Raw genomic sequence first — 19586 nt, forward strand, 5'->3', positions numbered from 1 at the left:
TCCTTTATTTTTTTATTATGTCCAGTAGCCAACATCAAATTATAAATAGATTAACCAAAAATTCTACTAAGCCAGCTTTTATTCTGCTTGTTATTATTTTTAGTACAGCTTTTTTGTGAACCTAATTGGGATTTTTTAACGGGTAAGTATATAACCTCAGAACAGGTTTTATCAACTAATGCGCCCGTACTAGGAATAAACCTTCCCATCACCACCCCATCAGGCATGGTCAGCTGGTGACTTTTCGCCTGACGCCGTTTCATATATTGAGCAAAAACAGGCACTGCACCACCAGAGCCGGTCAAACCCGCAGGCTGATTATCGTCTCTTCCCACCCAAACGGAAACCAAATCGCGCTGATCCCAGCCCACAAACCAACTATCACGTAACTCGTCTGTGGTACCGGTTTTCCCGCCGAGTGCAACATTGGGTAACCGCCACGAGAGGCTTTTCGCGGTCCCTGTTTTAGTGACTTCCTCTAAGTTATATAAGGTCAAATAACTGGCAGCTTGATCAAGCACCCTTGTCGCGCGTTCGGCTTTTTTGTATATCACTTGGCCTTTTGCATCGGTAACGGCTCGAACCGTCGCCAAAGGTTGGTATAAACCTTGACTGACTAAAGTCTGATAAATTTGATTAACCGCCATCGGCGACATCGAAAGGCTGCCTAATACCAATGATGGATAGGGTTTAATGGGTTTATCTACTCCCATATCATTAAGTGTACTGACCACCTTATCTAAGCCGACATCAATGCCTAAGTTCACCGTTGGAATATTTAGGGAGTCGCTTAAGGAGGTATGCAAAGGAACACTGCCACGATACTTTTTATCGTAGTTTTTCGGCGTCCAAGTCTTACCTGATTTATTCTTGAGTTTAATGGGCTTGTCTTTTAGTAGCGAGGCTAACTGATAATCGCCCTCTAATGCGGCAACATAAACAGCAGGTTTAACTAAAGAGCCAATCGGCCTGACCGCATCTAGAGCGCGATTAAAGCCAGCGTATTTTACATCGCGACCACCGACGACCGCGATTAGCTCGGCTTTACGCTTATCGGAAACCACAATGGCGCCTTCTAACCCTTTTAATTTACGATCTTTTTCAATTCGAGCTAGCCCCTCAACCAAAGCGGTTTCAGCACTTTGCTGAGCAACCGGATCCAACGAGGTAAACACGCGTACACCCGCTTGGATCACATCCAAACCGCCCACTTTCTCTTCTAGTTCACGGCGCACCAATGCTAAAAAGGCGGGTGCCGTTTGTTTACCTAAAGCCCCTCTTTTGATCACACCGGTATCAAGTGCGGAAGCGACGTCATAGGTATGACGTTCAATTAATCCATGCTCCATCATCATATTCAAGACAAGGTTTCGCCTTTTTAATGAACGCGCTGGTGAGCGCCAAGGGTCGTAAAAGGAGGGCCCTTTAACTAAAGCAACAAGATGGGCGATTTGACTGACAGATAACTCCGCCACCGGGCGACCGAAATAAAAGTGGCTAGCTAAACCAAAGCCATAAATACCATCCGCGCCGTTTTGACCTAAGTAAACTTCATTAAGGTAGGCCTCTAAAACTTGTTCTTTGGAATAGCGAAAGTCAATGATGATGGCCATGTAAGCCTCTTGAGCCTTACGCAGCAAGGTTCGATTGCGATTTAAAAAAATATTTTTCGCCAACTGTTGTGTCAAGGTACTGCCACCTTGAACGGTTTGACCGGCTTTTAAATTGGTGACCATCGCCCTGACAATCGCAGTCGGTGAGACCCCGTTATGCTGATAAAAATCACGATCTTCCACCAGCAATAAAGTATCAATTAATAACTGGGGCATTTTGTCGAGGGTCACCATCATACGGTCTTCCGCATTCGTGGTCCCAATACGATCGATAAGTAAAGGCTCGAGACGGACATACCCCAGCTTTTGTCCTGTCTCAACTAAGGTAATGCTGCTGACTACCTTATCGCCAAACTCAATCAAAATGCGCTTTTCAGGCTCTGCGCCATCGAAAAAAGCAAACGCCCTTCTCACTACCTCAATACGCGTCTTCGATTGCGCATACTCTCCAGCCCGTCTTGGAGCAGGATCATAACGATAATTGAGCATACTCAGCTCACTAATGACCTCGCTTTTTTCAATCGGCATGCCTGGGTATAAAGTCAAGGGCCTAGCAAACACTTGTGCCGGCAACTGCCAGATGGGGCCATCCAATTTGCTACGAATTTTGCTATCCAGGTAGATACCATAAAGCAGCACCGCGGCAACCAGTGCTAAGCTCAGTTTTAATGAAGTGGCAAACAGCCATGCACCTGCTTTTTTTGCGGTGAAACGGCGCGCCTTTTTACTGGGTTTACGCCTTGGTTTTGCACGAGTGGTACGTGAGGGAGTCTTCTTGCTAGTCGCCATAATTACTAAAATTGCTTAATGTCGAGTAAGGCCAATAAAAAAGGCAACATAGCATTAGGCCAGCATGAAAGAAACAACGTTTGCAAAACGGTTTAGCAATTTTGTCACTGATAGTTTACTTAAAGCATGATGGCGGCCAGTGTTTTGCCGCTCATCCACCTGGCACTAAGTCGGCAACTCCCAATGATGTTTAGGGTAGCGCCCCTTCATTTCTTTTTTGATATCTTGATAACTGCCTTGCCAAAATCCAGCAAGATCGCGCGTCATTTGCAAGGGCCGAGCAGCCGGCGATAACAAAACAATCATGATAGGTACGCGTCCGTTCGCTATGGTTGGCGTCTGTGTGACACCGAACATATGTTGTAGCTTCACTTCAATGTACGGCGCGTGGTCACCGTGATAGTGGATCTTTACCTTGCGACCCACGGGGGGGTGATAATATTTTGGAAAGTGTTCGGCCAAGGCCTGCTGCTGTTCCCAACTGAGAATTTGCTTCACGAGCATTAACGTATCTAATTTTGCAACGTCATCGATGCGCGTACACGCCAACAAATACGGCGCTAACCATTGCGAGACCGAGGTTCGTAACCCCTGTAATGACAGATCTGGCAGCGCCAGCTCAGGCATTAAACCGCGTGCATATTCCGCCAAGGCGATATAATCCTTGGCTGCATTAGATAGAGGCAGTGAAGGTAAAGATAAAATACCTTCAATTAATGCTTGGCTCCTTAAGCTAGGATCCATGTTCGACATAGGCTGACTAGAGAGAACAATGCTACCTAAACAAACTTGTTCAACTCCCTTAACTTTTTGACTGGCAGCATCCCAAAAAACCTTTTCTCGATGCTGGATCAGATGAGGCAAATAACGTTCGACATGTTCAAGTGTTAACGGCGCGCCATTAAAGGCGGTGACATCTTCGTGTTGACTTTGCCCGCCGATATCAGCCACTGCCAGCATATGGTGCCGATTCAACACATGTTCAGCATAAAGCTGCATTCCTACCCCGCAAGCCAGTAACCAACGCTCACCTTGTTGGCGCTTAATCGCAATACGATCGGGATAAGCAAGGGCGATAATCAACCCAGTATATTCAACGGGGAGCACCTTAGGCGCTTGAACGCCAAGCTTATGTATCGCTTGTCGATATAGCTGATTACCTTCTTTATTGAGGGGATGTTCTAGTTGATAAGATAAATCCCCTTGCTGTGCTGCTCCACTCTCCGACACCGTTGCAGGCGAAGAAAGTACCACCATTAATTTGGCAGCAAGCGCCGCCACGCCGGTTAAGCCATGCTTGTGCTCAAGCCACTTGGCTTTAAGTAACATATGAGCGCTACGTGCATCGGTTGCAAAAGCAAGCATGGCTTGCCCGTGAGGTGTCAACTTACCCTTTGTGTCCAATGCATCAAAGCCTTGTAACAAGGAGAGTGCCATCCGCCAGTTAACCACAGGGGGGGATGTCACCCAAGTTAACTGGGCCGGGTCTTGGATCCCCCAGCCAGCTAGCTCTAACACTAAATCGGTTAAATCCACTTCATTAATTTGCGGTTGGCTATGTGACTCTAAGCCACTGTACCCTTCTTGATTAATCAAGCGGTAACAACGCCCCGCTTGCACACGACCGGCTCGCCCCATGCGCTGCATCGCAGATGCTTGACTGATTAATCGAGTCACTAAGCGGGTTGCCCCTGTGCGGCCATCTAACTTCACCCGCCGCTCACGCATGGAATCGATGACGATGCGGATCCCGGCAATGGTTAAGCTGGTTTCAGCAATATTAGTGGCAAGCACCACTTTACGTTCATTGTCAGCGGGGGCGGCAATCGCCTTACGTTGCGCCGCTAAGGATAACCCGCCGTATAAGGGGCAAATCTGAACATCTCGCCAGCCCTGCTGCCCGAGACGTTGGCTCAATTGCAAGATTTCTTTTTTACCGGGCAAGAAAACCAAGATATTACCCGTGTCGTTCGTGACGGCCTGTTTCACTTGTTCAGCTAATGCATCTATCAAATAGCGGGTTTGAATGGCACCACAATAGTCTACCTCTACGGCAAACATGCGCCCTTCACAACTGAGCACGTCAGCCTCAGGCATTACCTTTTGCAGGGCGAGATTGTCTAAGGTCGCCGACATGACCATCAGTTTGAGGTCATCACGTAGCGCCCCTTGCACATCAAGGCACAGGGCCAGACCGAGGTCGGCATGTAAGTTGCGTTCGTGAAATTCATCAAAGATGATCAATCCAACGCCATTAAGCTCAGGATCCGCTTGTAACATGCGCGTCAACACACCTTCTGTCACGATTTCTAAGTGCGTTTGATTTGATACTTGCGTATCCCCGCGCATGCGATACCCCACCGACTCACCGACCGCCTCTCCAAGTTGCTCAGCAAGATAGTAAGCAATGTTTTTCGCCGCTAAACGCCGAGGCTCAAGTAAGATGATTTTACCCGAGATCTGCGCCTTTTTTTGTAATAGGTACAAGGGTAATGCGGTTGATTTACCGGCCCCAGTTGGCGCTTGCAAAATTATTTGATTGGTTTGACTAAGGGAAGCCGATATAGCAGAAAATAACGATTCGATGGGCAGCACAGGGGTCACCTTTTCAACAAAATGCGCCGACATCTTACCCCAAGGTAAGATGCTTAACCAACAGCGGTGCCAAACTCAATCCATTGACTGCAAGTCGATAGCCAAATAAGGTAACTAACCCCTTTTCATACCAAGAGACTCAAGTGCAATTTGAATCCCAGCTCCAAGCGGCCACCTTGGTGCGCCGCTACAAACGTTTTTTAGCCGATGTCATCTTAACCGACGGCACCCAAATCACCGTCCATGTCGCGAATACGGGGGCCATGACTCATTGCGGCGCGCCCGGCGATACCATCTGGCTCAGTGACTCCAATAACAGCAAGCGTAAGTATCGCTATAGCTGGGAGTACAGCCAAAATGCTGCCGGTGACTTAATCTGCGTGAATACGCAGCGTGCTAACCAAATTGTTAAAGAAGCCTTGTTAACGAAACAGATCGCACCGCTTTCGGATTACGACAAGATTGCCAGTGAAGTAAAATATGGCAGTGAAAATAGCCGCATCGACTTTTTATTAAGCCACCCCGAGCAAGTGGATTGCTATGTCGAAGTGAAAAGTGTCACCTTGCTCGAAGGAGGCCAAGGATGGTTCCCCGACACGCAAACAGTGCGAGGTCAAAAGCATTTACGAGAGTTAATGGAGATAAAAAAAGCAGGAGCAAGGGCGGTGTTGTTATTTGCCGTTATGCACAGTGGAATAAAGCAAGTGAGTGCGGCAAAACACCTTGATCCCATCTATACTGAATTGATAGACCAAGCCACGGCCTGCGGGGTAGAAATTTATACCTACGGTGCGCAGCTGGATATTGAACAAATGAGCTTGGCACACAAATTATGTTGGCTTAATAAACCCTGACTCAGTTTATTGCGTATTGGTTAAGATAAAAGCAAATCTATCGGATTAATTGTAGCTTGAGCAAAAAAATATAAATTGCAATTGATCCACGTCAGCTATTTTGCTATAGATAGCCGCCTTATTTTTGCTTCCATCACTAGTTAAGTGTGTAAAAGGAGAAACGTCATGCCAGAAGGCAAGGCTAAAAAGACACTGGGCGTATTGTCAATTGCTGGACTTGACCCATACCAAGAAAAGCCTGGTGAAGAGTTCATGAATGACGCTCAACTTGAGCACTTTAAAACCATTCTAGAAGCTTGGCGCAACCAGTTACGACAAGAAGTTGACCGCACTGTAGGACACATGAAAGACGAAGCGGCTAACTTTCCTGATCCTGTTGACCGCGCGGCACAAGAAGAAGAGTTCAGTCTTGAACTAAGAGCCCGCGACCGTGAACGTAAACTGATTAAAAAGATTGAGAAAACGCTACAAAAAATCGAAGATGGTGATTTTGGCTACTGCGACAGTTGTGGCATTGAAATCGGCATCAGACGTTTAGAAGCAAGACCAACAGCCGATTTATGTATTGACTGTAAAACCCTTGCCGAAATTAAAGAGCGTCAACTAGCCGGTTAATTACCGCTTAATCTCGACACTAGATTGAAGGGGCATCAGCCCCTTTTTGCTTTAATAGAATCAACACCACCATGACCTTAGTCCCCGCAAGCCGTATTGTTAACCCAGAAACCGACAGACAATCCAAGCCATATATTGGCCGATTTGCACCCAGTCCTTCTGGTCCATTGCATTTTGGCTCACTGGTTGCCGCGTTAGGCAGTTACTTACAGGCCAAAGCCAATCAGGGGCAATGGCTAGTGCGCATTGAAGACATCGATCCCCCCAGAGAAGTCGCTGGCGCAGATAAGGCTATTTTAACAACCTTAGAGCAATATGGACTGACTTGGGATGGGCCGGTGCGTTACCAAAGCCAACAAACCGAGCTCTATGAGCAGGTATTAACCCAGCTTAGAGAGCAAGGCTTAACCTATGCGTGTCAATGCACCCGCGCCATGATTAAGCAGCAAGGCGGCTTATACTCAGGCTCTTGCCGTCAGTTAGCGCTCACAGACAAAAATAATGCCATTCGCTTACACGTTGAACAGGGCGTGACCGCATTTATCGATAAACTCCAAGGTCAGGTCTTCATCAATCCGGACATGGCCCACGAGGACTTTATCATTAAACGAAAAGACGGCCTTTACGCTTATAATCTGGCCGTCACCCTGGACGATATCGATCAAGGCATCACTGAAGTGGTTAGGGGAGCGGATTTACTTGAACCAACAGCGCGCCAAATTGGTTTAATGCAATTACTCAATGCCCCGGTGCCGGACTATGTGCATTTACCCTTAGCGGTAACTAAACCTGGTTTTAAACTATCCAAACAAAATCATGCCCCATCAATTGCAGACCAAGATATTCGCCAAACCACTTGGCGCGCTTTGGCTTTTTTAGGTCAACAGCCACCGCCAGCATTAGTTCATGAGCCTCAAACCAACATCATCCATTGGGCCATTGCCCATTGGCAACTCAAAAAAGTGGCCCATCAAACCGAGCAAATACTGAGTTAAGTTGTGTTTAGTGCCACCCTTGCATATTATATGCGCCTAAAATATCGGCGCGTCTCAGAGGATACAGACCATTAAGCGTATAAAAGAATTTTGCAAAAAAGTGTTGGGTAAAAAGTCCCAGCCGCGAACGGCCACCAGCGCCTCGCCTGCAACCGTAGCAACGGCAAAGCCAGCACGAAGAAAAAAGGCAAAGCCAAACGCGGCACGTAAAACCCAAAAGCCGTCAACAGACAGTAGCACCACCATCAGCCGTAGCGAACACAGCATTTCTCGCAACGACATCAGTGAAAATGCGCTTAAGGTACTTTATCGACTGCATAAATCCGGACATAAAGCCTACTTAGTCGGCGGTGGTGTGCGTGATTTGTTACTTGGGCTCAAACCCAAAGACTTTGATATCGCGACCGATGCGACGCCTGAGCAAGTCAAAAAACTGTTTCGTAACTGTCGTTTGGTTGGCCGCCGCTTCCGTCTGGCTCATATATTATTTGGTCGAGATATTATTGAAGTCGCCACCCTTCGCGGTCATCACAGCGATGGCGAAAATGAAAAGCATGTTTCCGCGCAATCACAACAAGGCATGCTACTGCGCGACAACGTCTACGGCTCTATCGAAGAAGATGCCGAGCGCCGCGATTTCACCGTCAATGCCCTGTATTACGATATTGCTGATTTTTCCTTGCGTGATTTTTGTAACGGCTTATCGGATTTAGAGCGCCGTAAAATCGAATTGATTGGCAATCCCGAAACACGTTATCGTGAGGATCCAGTCAGAATGTTACGGGCGGTCCGTTTTGCCGTTAAGCTCAACATGGACATCAGCGAGCGAACCAAGGCCCCGATCCGTGAATTGGCGCCCCTACTCAAAGACATTCCCCCCGCTCGTTTGTTTGAAGAAAGCCTCAAGCTGCTGCTTTCTGGTCAAGGCTTAGAAACCTATAAACTGCTCCAACAATACAATTTATTGCAACAGCTCTACCCTGTTTCTTTTGTTAACGGTGAAGACCCTAAATCGGAAGCACTGATCCACGCCGCACTGGCCAGCACGGATAAACGCATTAAGGCCGATCTACGTGTCACACCAGCCTTTCTTTATGCTGCTATTTTATGGTATCCGGTAGAGCAGAAAACCCAAGAGATCATCGCTGAAAGTGGGCTACCTTTTAACGATGCCTTCTTAATGGCGATGAACGAAGTATTAGACTTCCAAGTTAAAAGCATTGCTATCCCCAAACGCTTTAGTACCACCATGCGTGACATTTGGGTATTACAAACCCGGATGCCAAAACGTTATGGCAAACATGCCTACCGTATTTTTCATCATCCCAAGTTTCGCGCAGCTTATGACTTTTTGCAGCTACGTGCCGATATCGAGGGTGGCGAGTTGGTTGAACTGTGTGAATGGTGGACCGAATTTCAAGAGCAGGACGAAGATGGCAAACGTAGCATGGTAGCCAAACTCAATAAGCCTGCCAGTAAAAAGCGTCGCTATTCTAAAAAGAAGCCGAGATCGAACGCGTCATGATGACAACCTTATGTTACATCGCCTTAGGCAGTAACCAAGGCGATCCAGTGGCAAAAGCCAATTCTGCCATTGCGGTGTTATCAGCGCATCCTGACCTCACTGTCACTACCGTGTCGAGTTTATATCGCAGTGCGCCTATGGGGCCTCAAGATCAGCCCGATTACATCAATGCGGTGTTAGGGATTGAGACCCAACTTGATGCGATTGAGCTCCTTGATTGTCTGCAAAAAATTGAGCTAGACCACGGCCGCGAGCGTAAGGATGAACGATGGGGGCCACGAACCCTAGACCTAGACATTCTGTTGTTTGGTCAAGAAACCATTAACAATCCGCGTTTAACCGTGCCTCACTATGGCATGAAACAGCGAGAGTTTGTAATATACCCCCTTTTAGAGATAGCACCGCAGCTTGTTCTGCCTTGTGGTACAAGTCTAATCAGCCTTGCTGATAATTGCGACAGAAATGGCTTAGAAATCTACTCTCAGTAAAATATTTCTGACGCCAAATTGGAGAACACATGAGTAAAATATCCGCATCCCGCTTATTGAAGATGAAGCAAGAGCAGCAGAAGATTACGTGTATTACTGCTTACGATGCTAGTTTTGCTAGCTTATTCGACCAAGCTGGTATTCAAGTCCTATTAGTTGGTGATTCACTCGGCATGGTGCTCCAAGGCCACGACTCAACCTTGCCTGTCACCCTAGATGATATCAGTTACCACACCCGAGCCGTTAAAGCGGGCAGCGAAAAAGCCTTAGTCATCGCCGATCTCCCCTTTATGACTTATTCGAGCCCAGAGCAAACCTACACCAGTGCTGCGCAGCTGATGCGTGCTGGTGCACACATGGTGAAATTAGAAGGTGGCTTATGGCTAGCCGATACCATTAAAGGATTAGCTCAGCGTGGTGTGCCGGTCTGTGGTCACCTAGGGTTAACGCCACAATCCGTTAATGTATTCGGAGGCTATAAGGTACAAGGGCGTGGCGACGAACAAGCCAAACAGCTCAAGCAAGACGCTCTGGCTTTAGAAGCCGCAGGCGTACAACTGCTGGTATTGGAATGTGTGCCCGTTCCTGTGGCAGAAGAAATCACCAAAGCCCTAACCATTCCGGTTATTGGAATCGGCGCGGGTAATGTCACCGATGGCCAAATTTTGGTGATGCACGACGCCTTTGGTATTTCTGCCGGATTTTGCCCTAAGTTTTCCAAAAACTTTCTTATCGAAACAGGTGATATCAGAAAAGCCGTTTCCCTTTACAAAAGCCAAGTTGAAAGCGGCGAGTTCCCCGCTCCTGAGCACAGTTTTTACTAGGTAAATCATGGATATTACCCAAAACATAGAAGAAATTCGCACTACCGTAAAAGGGTGGCGCCAGCAAGGGCTTCGCGTTGCCTTTGTCCCCACCATGGGCAATTTACATCAAGGCCACCTGACTTTGGTGGAAACTGCCAAACAGCATGCCGATAAGGTGGTGGTCAGTATCTTTGTCAATCCGATGCAATTTGATCGCGCCGAAGATTTACAAGCTTATCCACGCACCTTAGATCAAGACGCGCAATTGTTGATTGCTCAAGGAGCAGACCTGTTATTTACCCCAACGCCAGAGATCATTTATCCGCAAGGTGTTGCGATTCATACCTATGTGGATGTGCCGGGTATTTCAGAAGTGCTTGAAGGCGCCCTGCGTCCTGGCCATTTCAAAGGCGTAAGCACGGTGGTGACCAAGCTGTTTAATATTGTTGCACCTGATGTTGCCTGCTTTGGTGAAAAAGATTATCAACAACTGGCCTTGATCCGCAAAATGACCACAGATCTTGCCTTGCCAATCGAGATCATCGGCGTGCCAACGGTCAGAGCTGAGTCCGGTTTAGCCTTAAGTTCACGCAATGGCTACCTGACTCCAGCCGAGCTTGAACTGGCACCTAAGCTAAGCCAAGTGATGAAAGAGATAGCAACGCAAATGGCGGCTGGCCAGCGTGATATCCGAGCATTAGTGCAAGCCGCGACAACTGACCTCAACAGCAACGGATTTAAGACTGATCAAATCGATATTGTCGACGCAGCGACACTGTTGCCATTAACCGAACAAAGCCAAGATGCAGTGATCTTGATGGCCGCTTACTTAGGTAAAGCCAGACTGATTGATAACTGCACAGTAAATTTGCACCCTTAATCAATTTAATTTATATTGCACCGCTCAAATAGCCCTAACTAATTGAGTGACACTCGGAGAAAACATTGCCATGCAAAAGGTACTTTTAACAGGCAAACTGCACCAAGCGCGTGTAACCCACGCTGAGCTTAACTATGAGGGCTCATGTGCGATCGATCAAGACTTCATGGACGCCGCTGGTATTTTAGAATACGAGCAAATCGAGATTTATAACATCGACAATGGTGAGCGTTTCTCAACTTACGCCATCGTGGGCGAGCGTGGTTCAAAAATCATTTCTGTAAACGGTGCTGCTGCACGCAAAGCGGCGGTAGGTGATCGCGTGATCATATGCACCTATGGCTCAATGAATGAAGCTGAAATCCAAAACCACAAGCCTAGCTTGGTTTATCTGGATGCTGATAACAACATCGTGCGCACCAGTAAAGACGTGCCGGTACAAGTCGCTTAATCACGCCTTGTCGCATAAAAAAGGACGATAATTCGTCCTTTTTTTATGCCTTTTAATCATGAAATTGGGATTTATAGGGCCACTGCTAAGCGCCAGGAATCTTGGCCACTCGCCCAATATTTTCGTTCAAAGGGCGTGATGGCAACCTCACTTTGATACTGCTCTACTTGAGCCTCAATGCCGGCAATGGCAAGAGAAGCGGCAAATTCATCAATGTAAGTTTTCCAATTACTACGAACTTCTAATTTGCCTCCTAGTTTTAAAATAAAAGGAAACACGGCACTGCCATGCCAACGGCGCTGAAAATGTTTTGCTTTTGGCCAAGGGTTGGGATAAAGCAAATAGTGATGGCTTAACTGCCAACCGGCATCCACGGCTAAACGCCAAAAATCATTTAGATCAACCTGCAACAAGACTGCATTATCAGGTAGGCTTAATGGGGTTTTAGCCAAACGGTGAGCCGATTTGTCTAACCCTATCACCATGGCATCAGGATGCATTTGGGCAATTTTAACAGTGCTTTCACCGACCCCGCAACAAGAGTCAAAAATGAGAGGACGGGAATCCCCTTTTAGTTGCTCAGCTAATTGGTTAAAAGCAGCCAGCGTATGGGCTTGGTACGGCTTTTTAAACTCCGTATTCAGGTGTTTACGCACAACCTCGTCTAATTGCTCATTTAACCCTAGTTGGTTTGACACAACTTGGCGAGAGTTTCCTAATTCGTTCAACTTCTTAACCCTATTCCTTTGTTCACTAAATAGTACGCTACGCTGTAAAACACAGCGATAAAACTGATGATCACCAAGAGTGACATCCAAACTGAGACATCCGACACGCCTAAAAAGCCGTAGCGAAATGCATTGATCATGTACACCACAGGGTTAAGCTGGGATACCCCTTGCCAAAAACCAGGCAACAGGCTAATGGAGTAAAACACCCCACCAAGGTAGGTTAACGGGGTCAACACAAAGGTAGGAATAATACTAATATCATCGAAACTCTTGGCAAAAATGGCGTTGATAAACCCCGCGAGTGCAAACGTAATAGAGGTAAGCAATACGGTGAGCGCCAAAATAAATAAGTGATGAATGGCCAAAGGCACAAACAACAGCGAAATACAGGTAACAATGAGCCCCACTAATAAACCACGGGCAACACCGCCACCCACATAGCCTAAGATCATAATGTGATTAGGGACAGGGGCCACTAGCAACTCTTCAACATTACGTTGAAACTTAGCACTATAAAAAGAGGAAGCGACATTCGAATAAGAGTTAGTGATCACCGACATCATGATCAGGCCAGGTACAATAAACTCCATGTAACTGACCCCACCCATTTCACCAATGCGCGAGCCAATTAAATTACCAAAAATAACGAAATATAGACTCATGGTAATGGCTGGCGGCACTAAGGTTTGTACCCAAATCCGGGTAAAACGATGTATCTCTTTGATTAGTATGCTTTTAAAGGCAATAAAGTAAAGCTTTGAGTGCATTATTCCGCTCCTTCTTGCACTAACTGAACGAAAAGCTCTTCAAGTCGGTTACTTTTATTACGCATACTGAGCACTTGAACGCCCTGCTCGCTTAAGTACCCGAAAGCAGCATTGAGCCCCTCTCCTTTGGACACATCTAATTCTAAAGTATGATCATCAAGCAAGGTAAAAGGAGCTGAAAACTTGAGCTCGGGTGACACAGGCGCAATATCTAGGATGAAGGTCTCACGGGCAATACGAGCCAAAAGCGATTTCATACTGGTATTTTCAATCAGCTCTCCCTTGTTAATGATACCTATGTTGCGACATAACGTTTCCGCCTCTTCAAGGTAGTGGGTAGTCAATACAATAGTGATACCCTGCTGATTTAACTCGCGTAGAAAGGTCCACATTGAACGGCGTAATTCAATATCCACACCCGCAGTAGGTTCATCTAAAATCAGCAACTTAGGTTCATGCATTAGCGCTCTAGCTATCATCAAGCGTCGTTTCATGCCGCCCGACAAAGTGCGGCTTTGCTGCTTGCGCTTATCCCATAAATCTAACTGCTTTAAACAAACCTCGGCGCGTTGCCAAGCCTGCTTACGTGGCATACCATAATAGCCGGCTTGGTTAACCAAGATTTGTTCAACGGGCTCGAACTGATTGAAATTAAATTCTTGTGGCACTAAACCAATATAGCGTTTTGCCGCCTCTAGGTCGGTATCGATATCCTCACCAAATATCTTCACTTGTCCTGAAGTTTTATTCACCAGTGAACTTAAGATCCCGATGGTTGTTGATTTACCAGCACCGTTGGGCCCTAATAAAGCATAAAAATCACCGTGCTCAACTGATAAGCTAATTCCCTTTAAAGCCGCATTACCGCCTTTATATACTTTTGTTAAATCATTAATTTCAATCGCGTTCAAACAAGCCACCTTAAAATATCGATCAGCAAAAACAAATCTCGATTTAATCGGTTTTGTTTTACTTGATTTTATTCTGGAACGACTTTACCTATGTAAGGTAAGTTTCTGTATTTTTGTGCATAGTCAATGCCGTAGCCTACCACAAACTCATCGGGGATGGAGAACCCAACCCAATCAACAGGCACATTTACTTCTCGACGTGAAGGCTTATCCAGTAAGGTACAGATAGTTAAAGAAGCGGGATCACGCATCAATAGCATTTCGCGAATTTTGTTTAGCGTAAAGCCGGTATCGATGATGTCTTCGACGATCAACACATCTTTACCACGAATCTCATCATCTAAATCTTTCTTGATTTTAACTTCACGAGAACTTTCCATTTTATCGCCATAGCTAGAGGCGGTCATAAAATCGAGTTGAACAGGAAGGTCTACTTTTCGGCTTAAGTCAGCCAACAAAATGCATGAACCGCGTAATAAACCAATCATGACTAGGCATTCAGTATTTTTATATTTTAATTCAATTTCTTTGGCGATCTCACTAATTCGTTGTTGTACTTTTTGTTCAGAGATTAATACCTCTACTGAATGTTTCATAATTTATTCCTAACGTTTGTAAATTTTGGCAATTTAATAATGTCACTAATAATAAAGCACTAGCTAACAAAATTCGATAAATTCGGACTCATAAAGCGAATAATTCTGAGTTATGCGTTTTTAATATACATAAAATGTAATTTGACAGTCTATTGATTGTACTAATTTGACCGTAAATGATAATCTGCTGCGGTATAATATAAAATTATATTTTCATAATTATAACAGCAGTAGACAGTAGACAATATCATGGAACCACGCGCAGAATTTAGACGCCGAACAAGATTGGCACCGGAAGCCCGCCGCAAACAACTGATGGAATGTGCACTGGAAGTTTTCTCAAAGCGAGGAATCGGCCGTGCCGGACATGCAGAAATTGCTGAGTTAGCTCAAGTGTCTGTCGCCACGGTTTTTAATTACTTTAACACCCGAGAAGACTTGGTTAACGCCGTGCTTACTGAAGTAGAACTTTACTTCCGCGGTATCGCCTCAGCCGCTTTTGTCCAAAGCAAAGATCCTATGGAAACTATCCATGATTACATTGCTTTTGTGGTAGAAGCCGCTTACACCAAACCCGATTACACGCATATTTGGTTAGAGTGGAGCTCCTCGGTTCGTGAAGAAATTTGGCCTCGTTACCTGAAATTACTCGCCCATAACACAGACTTGATGAAGAAAGTGATCAAACCTGGGTTTGATGACAAAACCTTCGAGTGTACTTTAACTGTGGATGAGTTTTGTCGCGCGCTAACCGGTTGCGGCTATATGATTATTCAAATGATCAATCAGCCGAGCAACCCTTCGCAAGATAAGGTAATTGAGTTCGTTTATAACTACATCACAGCTATCTTAAGACCCGCTGGTAAGTAGTTATAACATAAGCAATACCTACCTACTCCAGTAGGTGGTTTAGGGCCCAAAATAAAAAGCTGCTTCGCATTCGCTTAGCAGCTTTTTTATGCTTGGAATCGATAGCTTCAACACTCAAGCTTTATCATCAACACCCCAGCGTTGGCTTGCCTGATTCTCGATCCCTAAATGATCTAAAATACGTGCTACCATAAAATCCAATAACTCTTCGATCTGAGTCGGCTGGTGATAAAAGCCAGGGGCCGCAGGCATGATGGTGACCCCCATTTGCGATAAACTCAGCATGTTTTGCAAGTGCAACGTCGATAATGGGGTCTCTCTTGGTACTAAGATCAGGCGCCCCTTTTCTTTTAGAATCACGTCTGCCGCTCGTTCAACTAGATTATCCGACAATCCATGGGCAATGGCGGCTAACGTTCCCCCGCTACAGGGACATATCACCATGGTTTTGGGTGCGCCTGAGCCCGATGCCACAGGCGAAAACCAATCTTTGGCTGCCCAGACCTTAATCTGCTCAGGCATCCCTTGATATTGCTCGGTTAAATGCACGGCTAATTGCTCTGGATCCGCTGGCCAATCAAGGCCCAGCTCTGTTTTAACCACAATTTTTGCCGCATCTGACATTAGGAAATGGACCTGATACCGGGCTTGAATCAAAGCCGTTAGCAAGCGCAGGCCGTAGGCCGCACCAGAAGCCCCAGTGAGGGCCAGGGTCATGCTGCCTTTAAAGGGTTGTTTCACAAGCTACCTCATTACTAGCAAGGCGAGTTAATAGTTTTTGGTGTATACCACCAAATCCTCCGTTACTCATGACCAAGATACTGTCTCCTGGCTTAGCACGAGTCATAATATGCGCTATCAAGCTATTTAGATCAGATTCAACAACCGCTGGCGTGTCGCTGTTACTAAAACAAGCAGGTAATGACCAAGTTAATCCCTCTGGCTCAAGGCAATATATAAAGTCTGCAGCCTGAAGAGAGGTGACCAATTGGTCTTGATGGGTCCCCATCTTCATGGTGTTAGAGCGTGGCTCAAGGACCGCAAGAATACGCCCATTACCGACTTTAGCGCGCAGTCCAGCCAAGGTGGTTTTAATGGCGGTCGGATGATGGGCAAAGTCATCATACAGAGCAATGTCATTCACCTTACCTTTTAACTCCATCCGGCGTTTGGCATTTTTAAAATGAGATAAGGCGGCAATGCTATGCTCGGGTAATACACCTACGTGTTTAGCAGCAGCAATCGTAGCGAGTGCATTGGCGATATTGTGCTCACCGAGTAGGGACCAGTTCACTCTACCTTGGCATTCTTGTTGAAAATAAACATCAAACACAGTGCCATCGGCTTCAATCGTTTGGGCCGACCAATCGCCATTCAAGGTTTGTTGCTCACTCCAACAGCCCATGGCTAGCACCTGCTCAATGCTGCTTGTTGCCGCGGGGTAAATAATTTGCCCTTGGGCAGGCACCAAGCGAACGAGATGATGAAATTGCTTTTGTATGGCAGCCAAATCAGCAAAGATATCGGCGTGGTCAAACTCCAAGTTGTTAATGATCAACGTGCGGGGTTTGTAATGGACAAACTTAGAGCGTTTATCGAAAAACGCACTGTCATATTCGTCCGCTTCAATCACAAAAAAAGGCGTATCGCCTAAACGGGCCGAGATACCAAAGTTTTCTGGCACGCCGCCAATTAAAAAGCCCGGTGACATCCCCGCCTGCTCCAGCACCCATGCAAGCATACTCGAAGTGGACGTTTTACCATGAGTCCCAGACGCGGCGAGGACCCATTTATCTTGCAGTACAAAATCGTGCAACCATTGTGGGCCAGACATATAGGGTAAATTACGGTTTAGCATGGCTTCCACACATGGGTTCCCACGGCTCATCGCATTGCCCACCACTATCATATCAGGAGCGGGCTCCAATTGAGTCGGATCGTAACCTTGGATCAATTCAATGCCTTGCTCTTCGAGTTGTGTACTCATGGGCGGATAGACATTGGCATCAGACCCTGTTACACGGTGTCCCAACTGCTTGGCTAAAATCGCTAAGCCTCCCATAAAGGTGCCGCAAATACCTAAAATATGAATATGCATTACTTTCTCTGCTCTGAACTTAAGTGGCAAAGCCATGTTAACTGATGCCATCAACTAAGGCTAGATTAGTCAGTAGCTAGGGCTTATTACTGCCTTTTTCCTTATTGGGTAAATCCGCTTGGTTAGGTGCACTCTGAGGCAGTAAAGCGGGGATGGCCAGCTCAGGCGGTGATACTTCGACAAAAACATCTTGGTTTTGCCAAGTGTAAGAGCGATAGAAATGGCCTAAGCAATGATACAGAGGGGCGTGTGAAGGCATTGGCCGAGTGACGACCACACACCCAACCGGTAATTGGTAGAGTAAACGAATGCCTTGCTCGGTTTTTAGCCATTCACGCCATTGGTTATCCGCTAAAATTTGCTGTTTAATTTGCCAAGGATCTGGGCTTGCTTCAGATATCTCACTGCGCTTTTGAATCGTAACCGAGCCCGCGACGGCAGTAAAAACCCACCCGCAAAAACAGCACGCTATGATATTAGTTATACACTTTTGCATCATCATGTTCAGTACTCCAAACCATCATCGCAAGGGAGTCGACCAAGCTGCGAATAGCGGATGTTAATATACCTATACCCTAACATGCATACAACGGCGACGGTGACACATCAAAAGTACAAACGGTGAAAATAAAAACAAAAATAATTTGATCTAGATCCAGTTTTTAGCCTATTTGTTAAGTAAGGCAAAAAAATGGGGCGGCTACTATGAAACTGTTTATCTCGCTTTTTACGCTCTTAGCATCCATGCACGTTAACGCAGTATTACCTCAAGAAGAGGCTGCGCCGAGTATCAAGCTAGATTGGTTTTGGCATAATGAATATGGCCAAGAACAATTGGTGAATGCTCAATTTACCCGCGAACAACTTAAACAAGGCCTGCAACAACAACACCGAATTAACTTTACCCTTACTTCACCGGTGCGTGCATTACACGGTTACATAGGACCACGCTTAATGCATGTGCTTGACAGTATCAATGCCGTTTCACCCAGTGATGCCACCAAATTTGTCAGTATTGAACACGCCTTTTCGGTTCGTGATGCCAGCCCAGAATCCACCTTATTCTGGCAGGCTTACTACCAATACCAAGATGACGCCTTCAACTTCTTGGCCGTTAATCCTTGTTATAGCCAAGAACTAGAGCAAGGCCCATGTATTCGGCCCAACTATTCACAAGTCTTTTATCACTCAAGGGGAACATTTAATGCCCTCGCACAGCAGCTAAAATCACGAGAAAGTGAGGCGACTTCTATCCAAAATGTTCAAAACTGGGTGTTAAGTATTCCTGACAGCAACGAACGACTTGATTCTTTCTCGCCACCGATGGCCGTGTTACTTGAAAATGCGGCAGACAGTGACGAAAGGGCCATCTTACTCGCCACTTTAATTAGTCAAATTGCGCCTAAATACCATATGTTTCTGGTCTATCCAGCGACTAGTCAAGGCAGTGTTTCGCCTGCATGGCTAACCATTGAAGCACGCAGTGGGGCAACAGGGACGCCGGTGATCATTGATAACCATCAGCACACACTATTGAGCGGCTCATCGGCTCAATTAAAAGAAATGATGCAGTCGAATACGCCCATGATCAGTGAGCCTCTTTACTAAAGATGCATTGATTCTCAATTTGGCAGTGTTTTAGCCAAGCCATCCCATTGATGCAAAGCACTGCCCTCAACCAACATAACGTGATGCTCGCTCCTCTGCGCAATTAGAGAGCAACAACCCCAAATGAACTAACTTTAATCGGGTCTCATAAAAAAACACTCAACAGAGAAAACAAGTTGATATAACATAACACTTGTTATTCATTCATTGCGATTTGGCTTAAGTGCAGTATCAACGACACCGATTAACTATCCTTGTCTTAATCTGTTGGCTTTTTAGCCAAGGTGCACTGCTGTTTCATTGGTATCACACAGCACATGAGCCGTCACATCATACTGATAATCAATGCCTATACTGTGCTCATTTCAAACAACCTTTTGATCTAGGGATCGCG

The 19586-nt window shown here is 46.0% G+C and carries 19 protein-coding genes; 10 read left to right on the forward strand and 9 right to left on the reverse strand.

Annotation, left to right across the window (positions count from 1 at the left end; translation table 11 throughout):
* Positions 1 to 50 precede the first annotated feature (50 nt).
* Together mrcB and hrpB are read right to left on the reverse strand one after the other, a co-directional pair.
* Positions 51 to 2402: a penicillin-binding protein 1B gene (mrcB, locus tag K6Y21_RS05790; protein ID WP_233070830.1), complete on the reverse strand. Its 2352-nt coding sequence runs from the start codon at positions 2400 to 2402 to the stop codon at positions 51 to 53.
* Between the two features lie 165 nt (positions 2403 to 2567).
* On the reverse strand, positions 2568 to 5030 hold the full coding sequence (hrpB, locus tag K6Y21_RS05795) for an ATP-dependent helicase HrpB (RefSeq protein WP_233070831.1): 2463 nt from the start codon (positions 5028 to 5030) through the stop codon (positions 2568 to 2570).
* 110 nt (positions 5031 to 5140) lie between these two features.
* Between hrpB and sfsA the strand changes: the two genes are divergently transcribed.
* From sfsA to panD, 8 genes are all read left to right on the forward strand, one after another.
* The gene (sfsA, locus tag K6Y21_RS05800; RefSeq protein ID WP_233070832.1) at positions 5141 to 5851 is read left to right on the forward strand and encodes a DNA/RNA nuclease SfsA; all 711 of its coding nucleotides are present in this window, start codon (positions 5141 to 5143) and stop codon (positions 5849 to 5851) included.
* A gap of 165 nt (positions 5852 to 6016) precedes the next feature.
* Complete coding sequence (gene dksA / locus K6Y21_RS05805; RefSeq protein WP_233070833.1) at positions 6017 to 6466, forward strand: RNA polymerase-binding protein DksA; 450 nt, start codon at positions 6017 to 6019, stop codon at positions 6464 to 6466.
* Between the two features lie 71 nt (positions 6467 to 6537).
* Positions 6538 to 7461, forward strand: coding sequence for a tRNA glutamyl-Q(34) synthetase GluQRS (gene gluQRS, locus K6Y21_RS05810; RefSeq protein ID WP_233070834.1), 924 nt, complete (start codon positions 6538 to 6540; stop codon positions 7459 to 7461).
* A gap of 244 nt (positions 7462 to 7705) precedes the next feature.
* The gene (gene pcnB / locus K6Y21_RS05815; protein WP_233070872.1) at positions 7706 to 8986 is read left to right on the forward strand and encodes a polynucleotide adenylyltransferase PcnB; all 1281 of its coding nucleotides are present in this window, start codon (positions 7706 to 7708) and stop codon (positions 8984 to 8986) included.
* Entirely contained in the window at positions 8983 to 9474 is a 492-nt protein-coding gene (folK, locus tag K6Y21_RS05820) for a 2-amino-4-hydroxy-6-hydroxymethyldihydropteridine diphosphokinase (RefSeq protein ID WP_432757977.1), read from the forward strand. The genes pcnB and folK overlap by 4 nt, the downstream gene beginning before the upstream one ends.
* A gap of 29 nt (positions 9475 to 9503) precedes the next feature.
* Complete coding sequence (gene panB, locus K6Y21_RS05825) at positions 9504 to 10298, forward strand: 3-methyl-2-oxobutanoate hydroxymethyltransferase (protein WP_233070835.1); 795 nt, start codon at positions 9504 to 9506, stop codon at positions 10296 to 10298.
* Positions 10299 to 10305: 7 nt separating this feature from the next.
* Positions 10306 to 11160 carry a pantoate--beta-alanine ligase gene (gene panC, locus K6Y21_RS05830; protein WP_233070836.1) on the forward strand — a complete coding sequence of 285 codons (855 nt, stop codon included), beginning with the start codon at positions 10306 to 10308 and terminating at the stop codon, positions 11158 to 11160.
* A gap of 70 nt (positions 11161 to 11230) precedes the next feature.
* Positions 11231 to 11611, forward strand: a complete 381-nt coding sequence (panD, locus tag K6Y21_RS05835; RefSeq protein WP_233070837.1) for an aspartate 1-decarboxylase — start codon at positions 11231 to 11233, stop codon at positions 11609 to 11611.
* Positions 11612 to 11682: 71 nt separating this feature from the next.
* Here panD and trmB read toward each other — a convergent pair whose 3' ends face one another.
* The 4 genes from trmB to hpt form a co-directional block, all read right to left on the reverse strand.
* Positions 11683 to 12339 carry a tRNA (guanine(46)-N(7))-methyltransferase TrmB gene (gene trmB / locus K6Y21_RS05840; RefSeq protein ID WP_233070838.1) on the reverse strand — a complete coding sequence of 219 codons (657 nt, stop codon included), beginning with the start codon at positions 12337 to 12339 and terminating at the stop codon, positions 11683 to 11685.
* Entirely contained in the window at positions 12336 to 13109 is a 774-nt protein-coding gene (locus K6Y21_RS05845) for an ABC transporter permease (protein ID WP_233070839.1), read from the reverse strand. Before K6Y21_RS05845 ends, trmB begins: the two co-directional genes overlap by 4 nt.
* The gene (locus tag K6Y21_RS05850) at positions 13109 to 14020 is read right to left on the reverse strand and encodes an ABC transporter ATP-binding protein (RefSeq protein WP_233070840.1); all 912 of its coding nucleotides are present in this window, start codon (positions 14018 to 14020) and stop codon (positions 13109 to 13111) included. The genes K6Y21_RS05845 and K6Y21_RS05850 overlap by 1 nt, the downstream gene beginning before the upstream one ends.
* Before the next feature lie 68 nt (positions 14021 to 14088).
* On the reverse strand, positions 14089 to 14616 hold the full coding sequence (gene hpt / locus K6Y21_RS05855; protein ID WP_233070841.1) for a hypoxanthine phosphoribosyltransferase: 528 nt from the start codon (positions 14614 to 14616) through the stop codon (positions 14089 to 14091).
* Positions 14617 to 14865: 249 nt separating this feature from the next.
* On the opposite strand from hpt, the gene K6Y21_RS05860 reads away from it, so the two are divergent.
* Complete coding sequence (locus tag K6Y21_RS05860) at positions 14866 to 15486, forward strand: TetR/AcrR family transcriptional regulator (protein WP_233070842.1); 621 nt, start codon at positions 14866 to 14868, stop codon at positions 15484 to 15486.
* 114 nt (positions 15487 to 15600) lie between these two features.
* Here K6Y21_RS05860 and K6Y21_RS05865 read toward each other — a convergent pair whose 3' ends face one another.
* The 3 genes from K6Y21_RS05865 to K6Y21_RS05875 all read right to left on the reverse strand — a co-directional run bounded on the left by K6Y21_RS05865 (position 15601) and on the right by K6Y21_RS05875 (position 18086).
* Positions 15601 to 16203, reverse strand: coding sequence for a flavin prenyltransferase UbiX (locus K6Y21_RS05865; RefSeq protein ID WP_233070874.1), 603 nt, complete (start codon positions 16201 to 16203; stop codon positions 15601 to 15603).
* A 7-nt stretch (positions 16204 to 16210) separates the two neighbouring features.
* The gene (gene mpl / locus K6Y21_RS05870) at positions 16211 to 17584 is read right to left on the reverse strand and encodes a UDP-N-acetylmuramate:L-alanyl-gamma-D-glutamyl-meso-diaminopimelate ligase (protein WP_233070843.1); all 1374 of its coding nucleotides are present in this window, start codon (positions 17582 to 17584) and stop codon (positions 16211 to 16213) included.
* 76 nt (positions 17585 to 17660) lie between these two features.
* The gene (locus K6Y21_RS05875) at positions 17661 to 18086 is read right to left on the reverse strand and encodes a hypothetical protein (RefSeq protein ID WP_233070844.1); all 426 of its coding nucleotides are present in this window, start codon (positions 18084 to 18086) and stop codon (positions 17661 to 17663) included.
* A gap of 203 nt (positions 18087 to 18289) precedes the next feature.
* Between K6Y21_RS05875 and K6Y21_RS05880 the strand changes: the two genes are divergently transcribed.
* Entirely contained in the window at positions 18290 to 19192 is a 903-nt protein-coding gene (locus tag K6Y21_RS05880; protein ID WP_233070845.1) for a hypothetical protein, read from the forward strand.
* The last annotated feature ends 394 nt before the right edge of the window (positions 19193 to 19586 follow it).

This window comes from Motilimonas eburnea (genome assembly GCF_021295345.1).
Classification (GTDB): Bacteria; Pseudomonadota; Gammaproteobacteria; order Enterobacterales; family CBDFNC01; genus Motilimonas; species Motilimonas eburnea.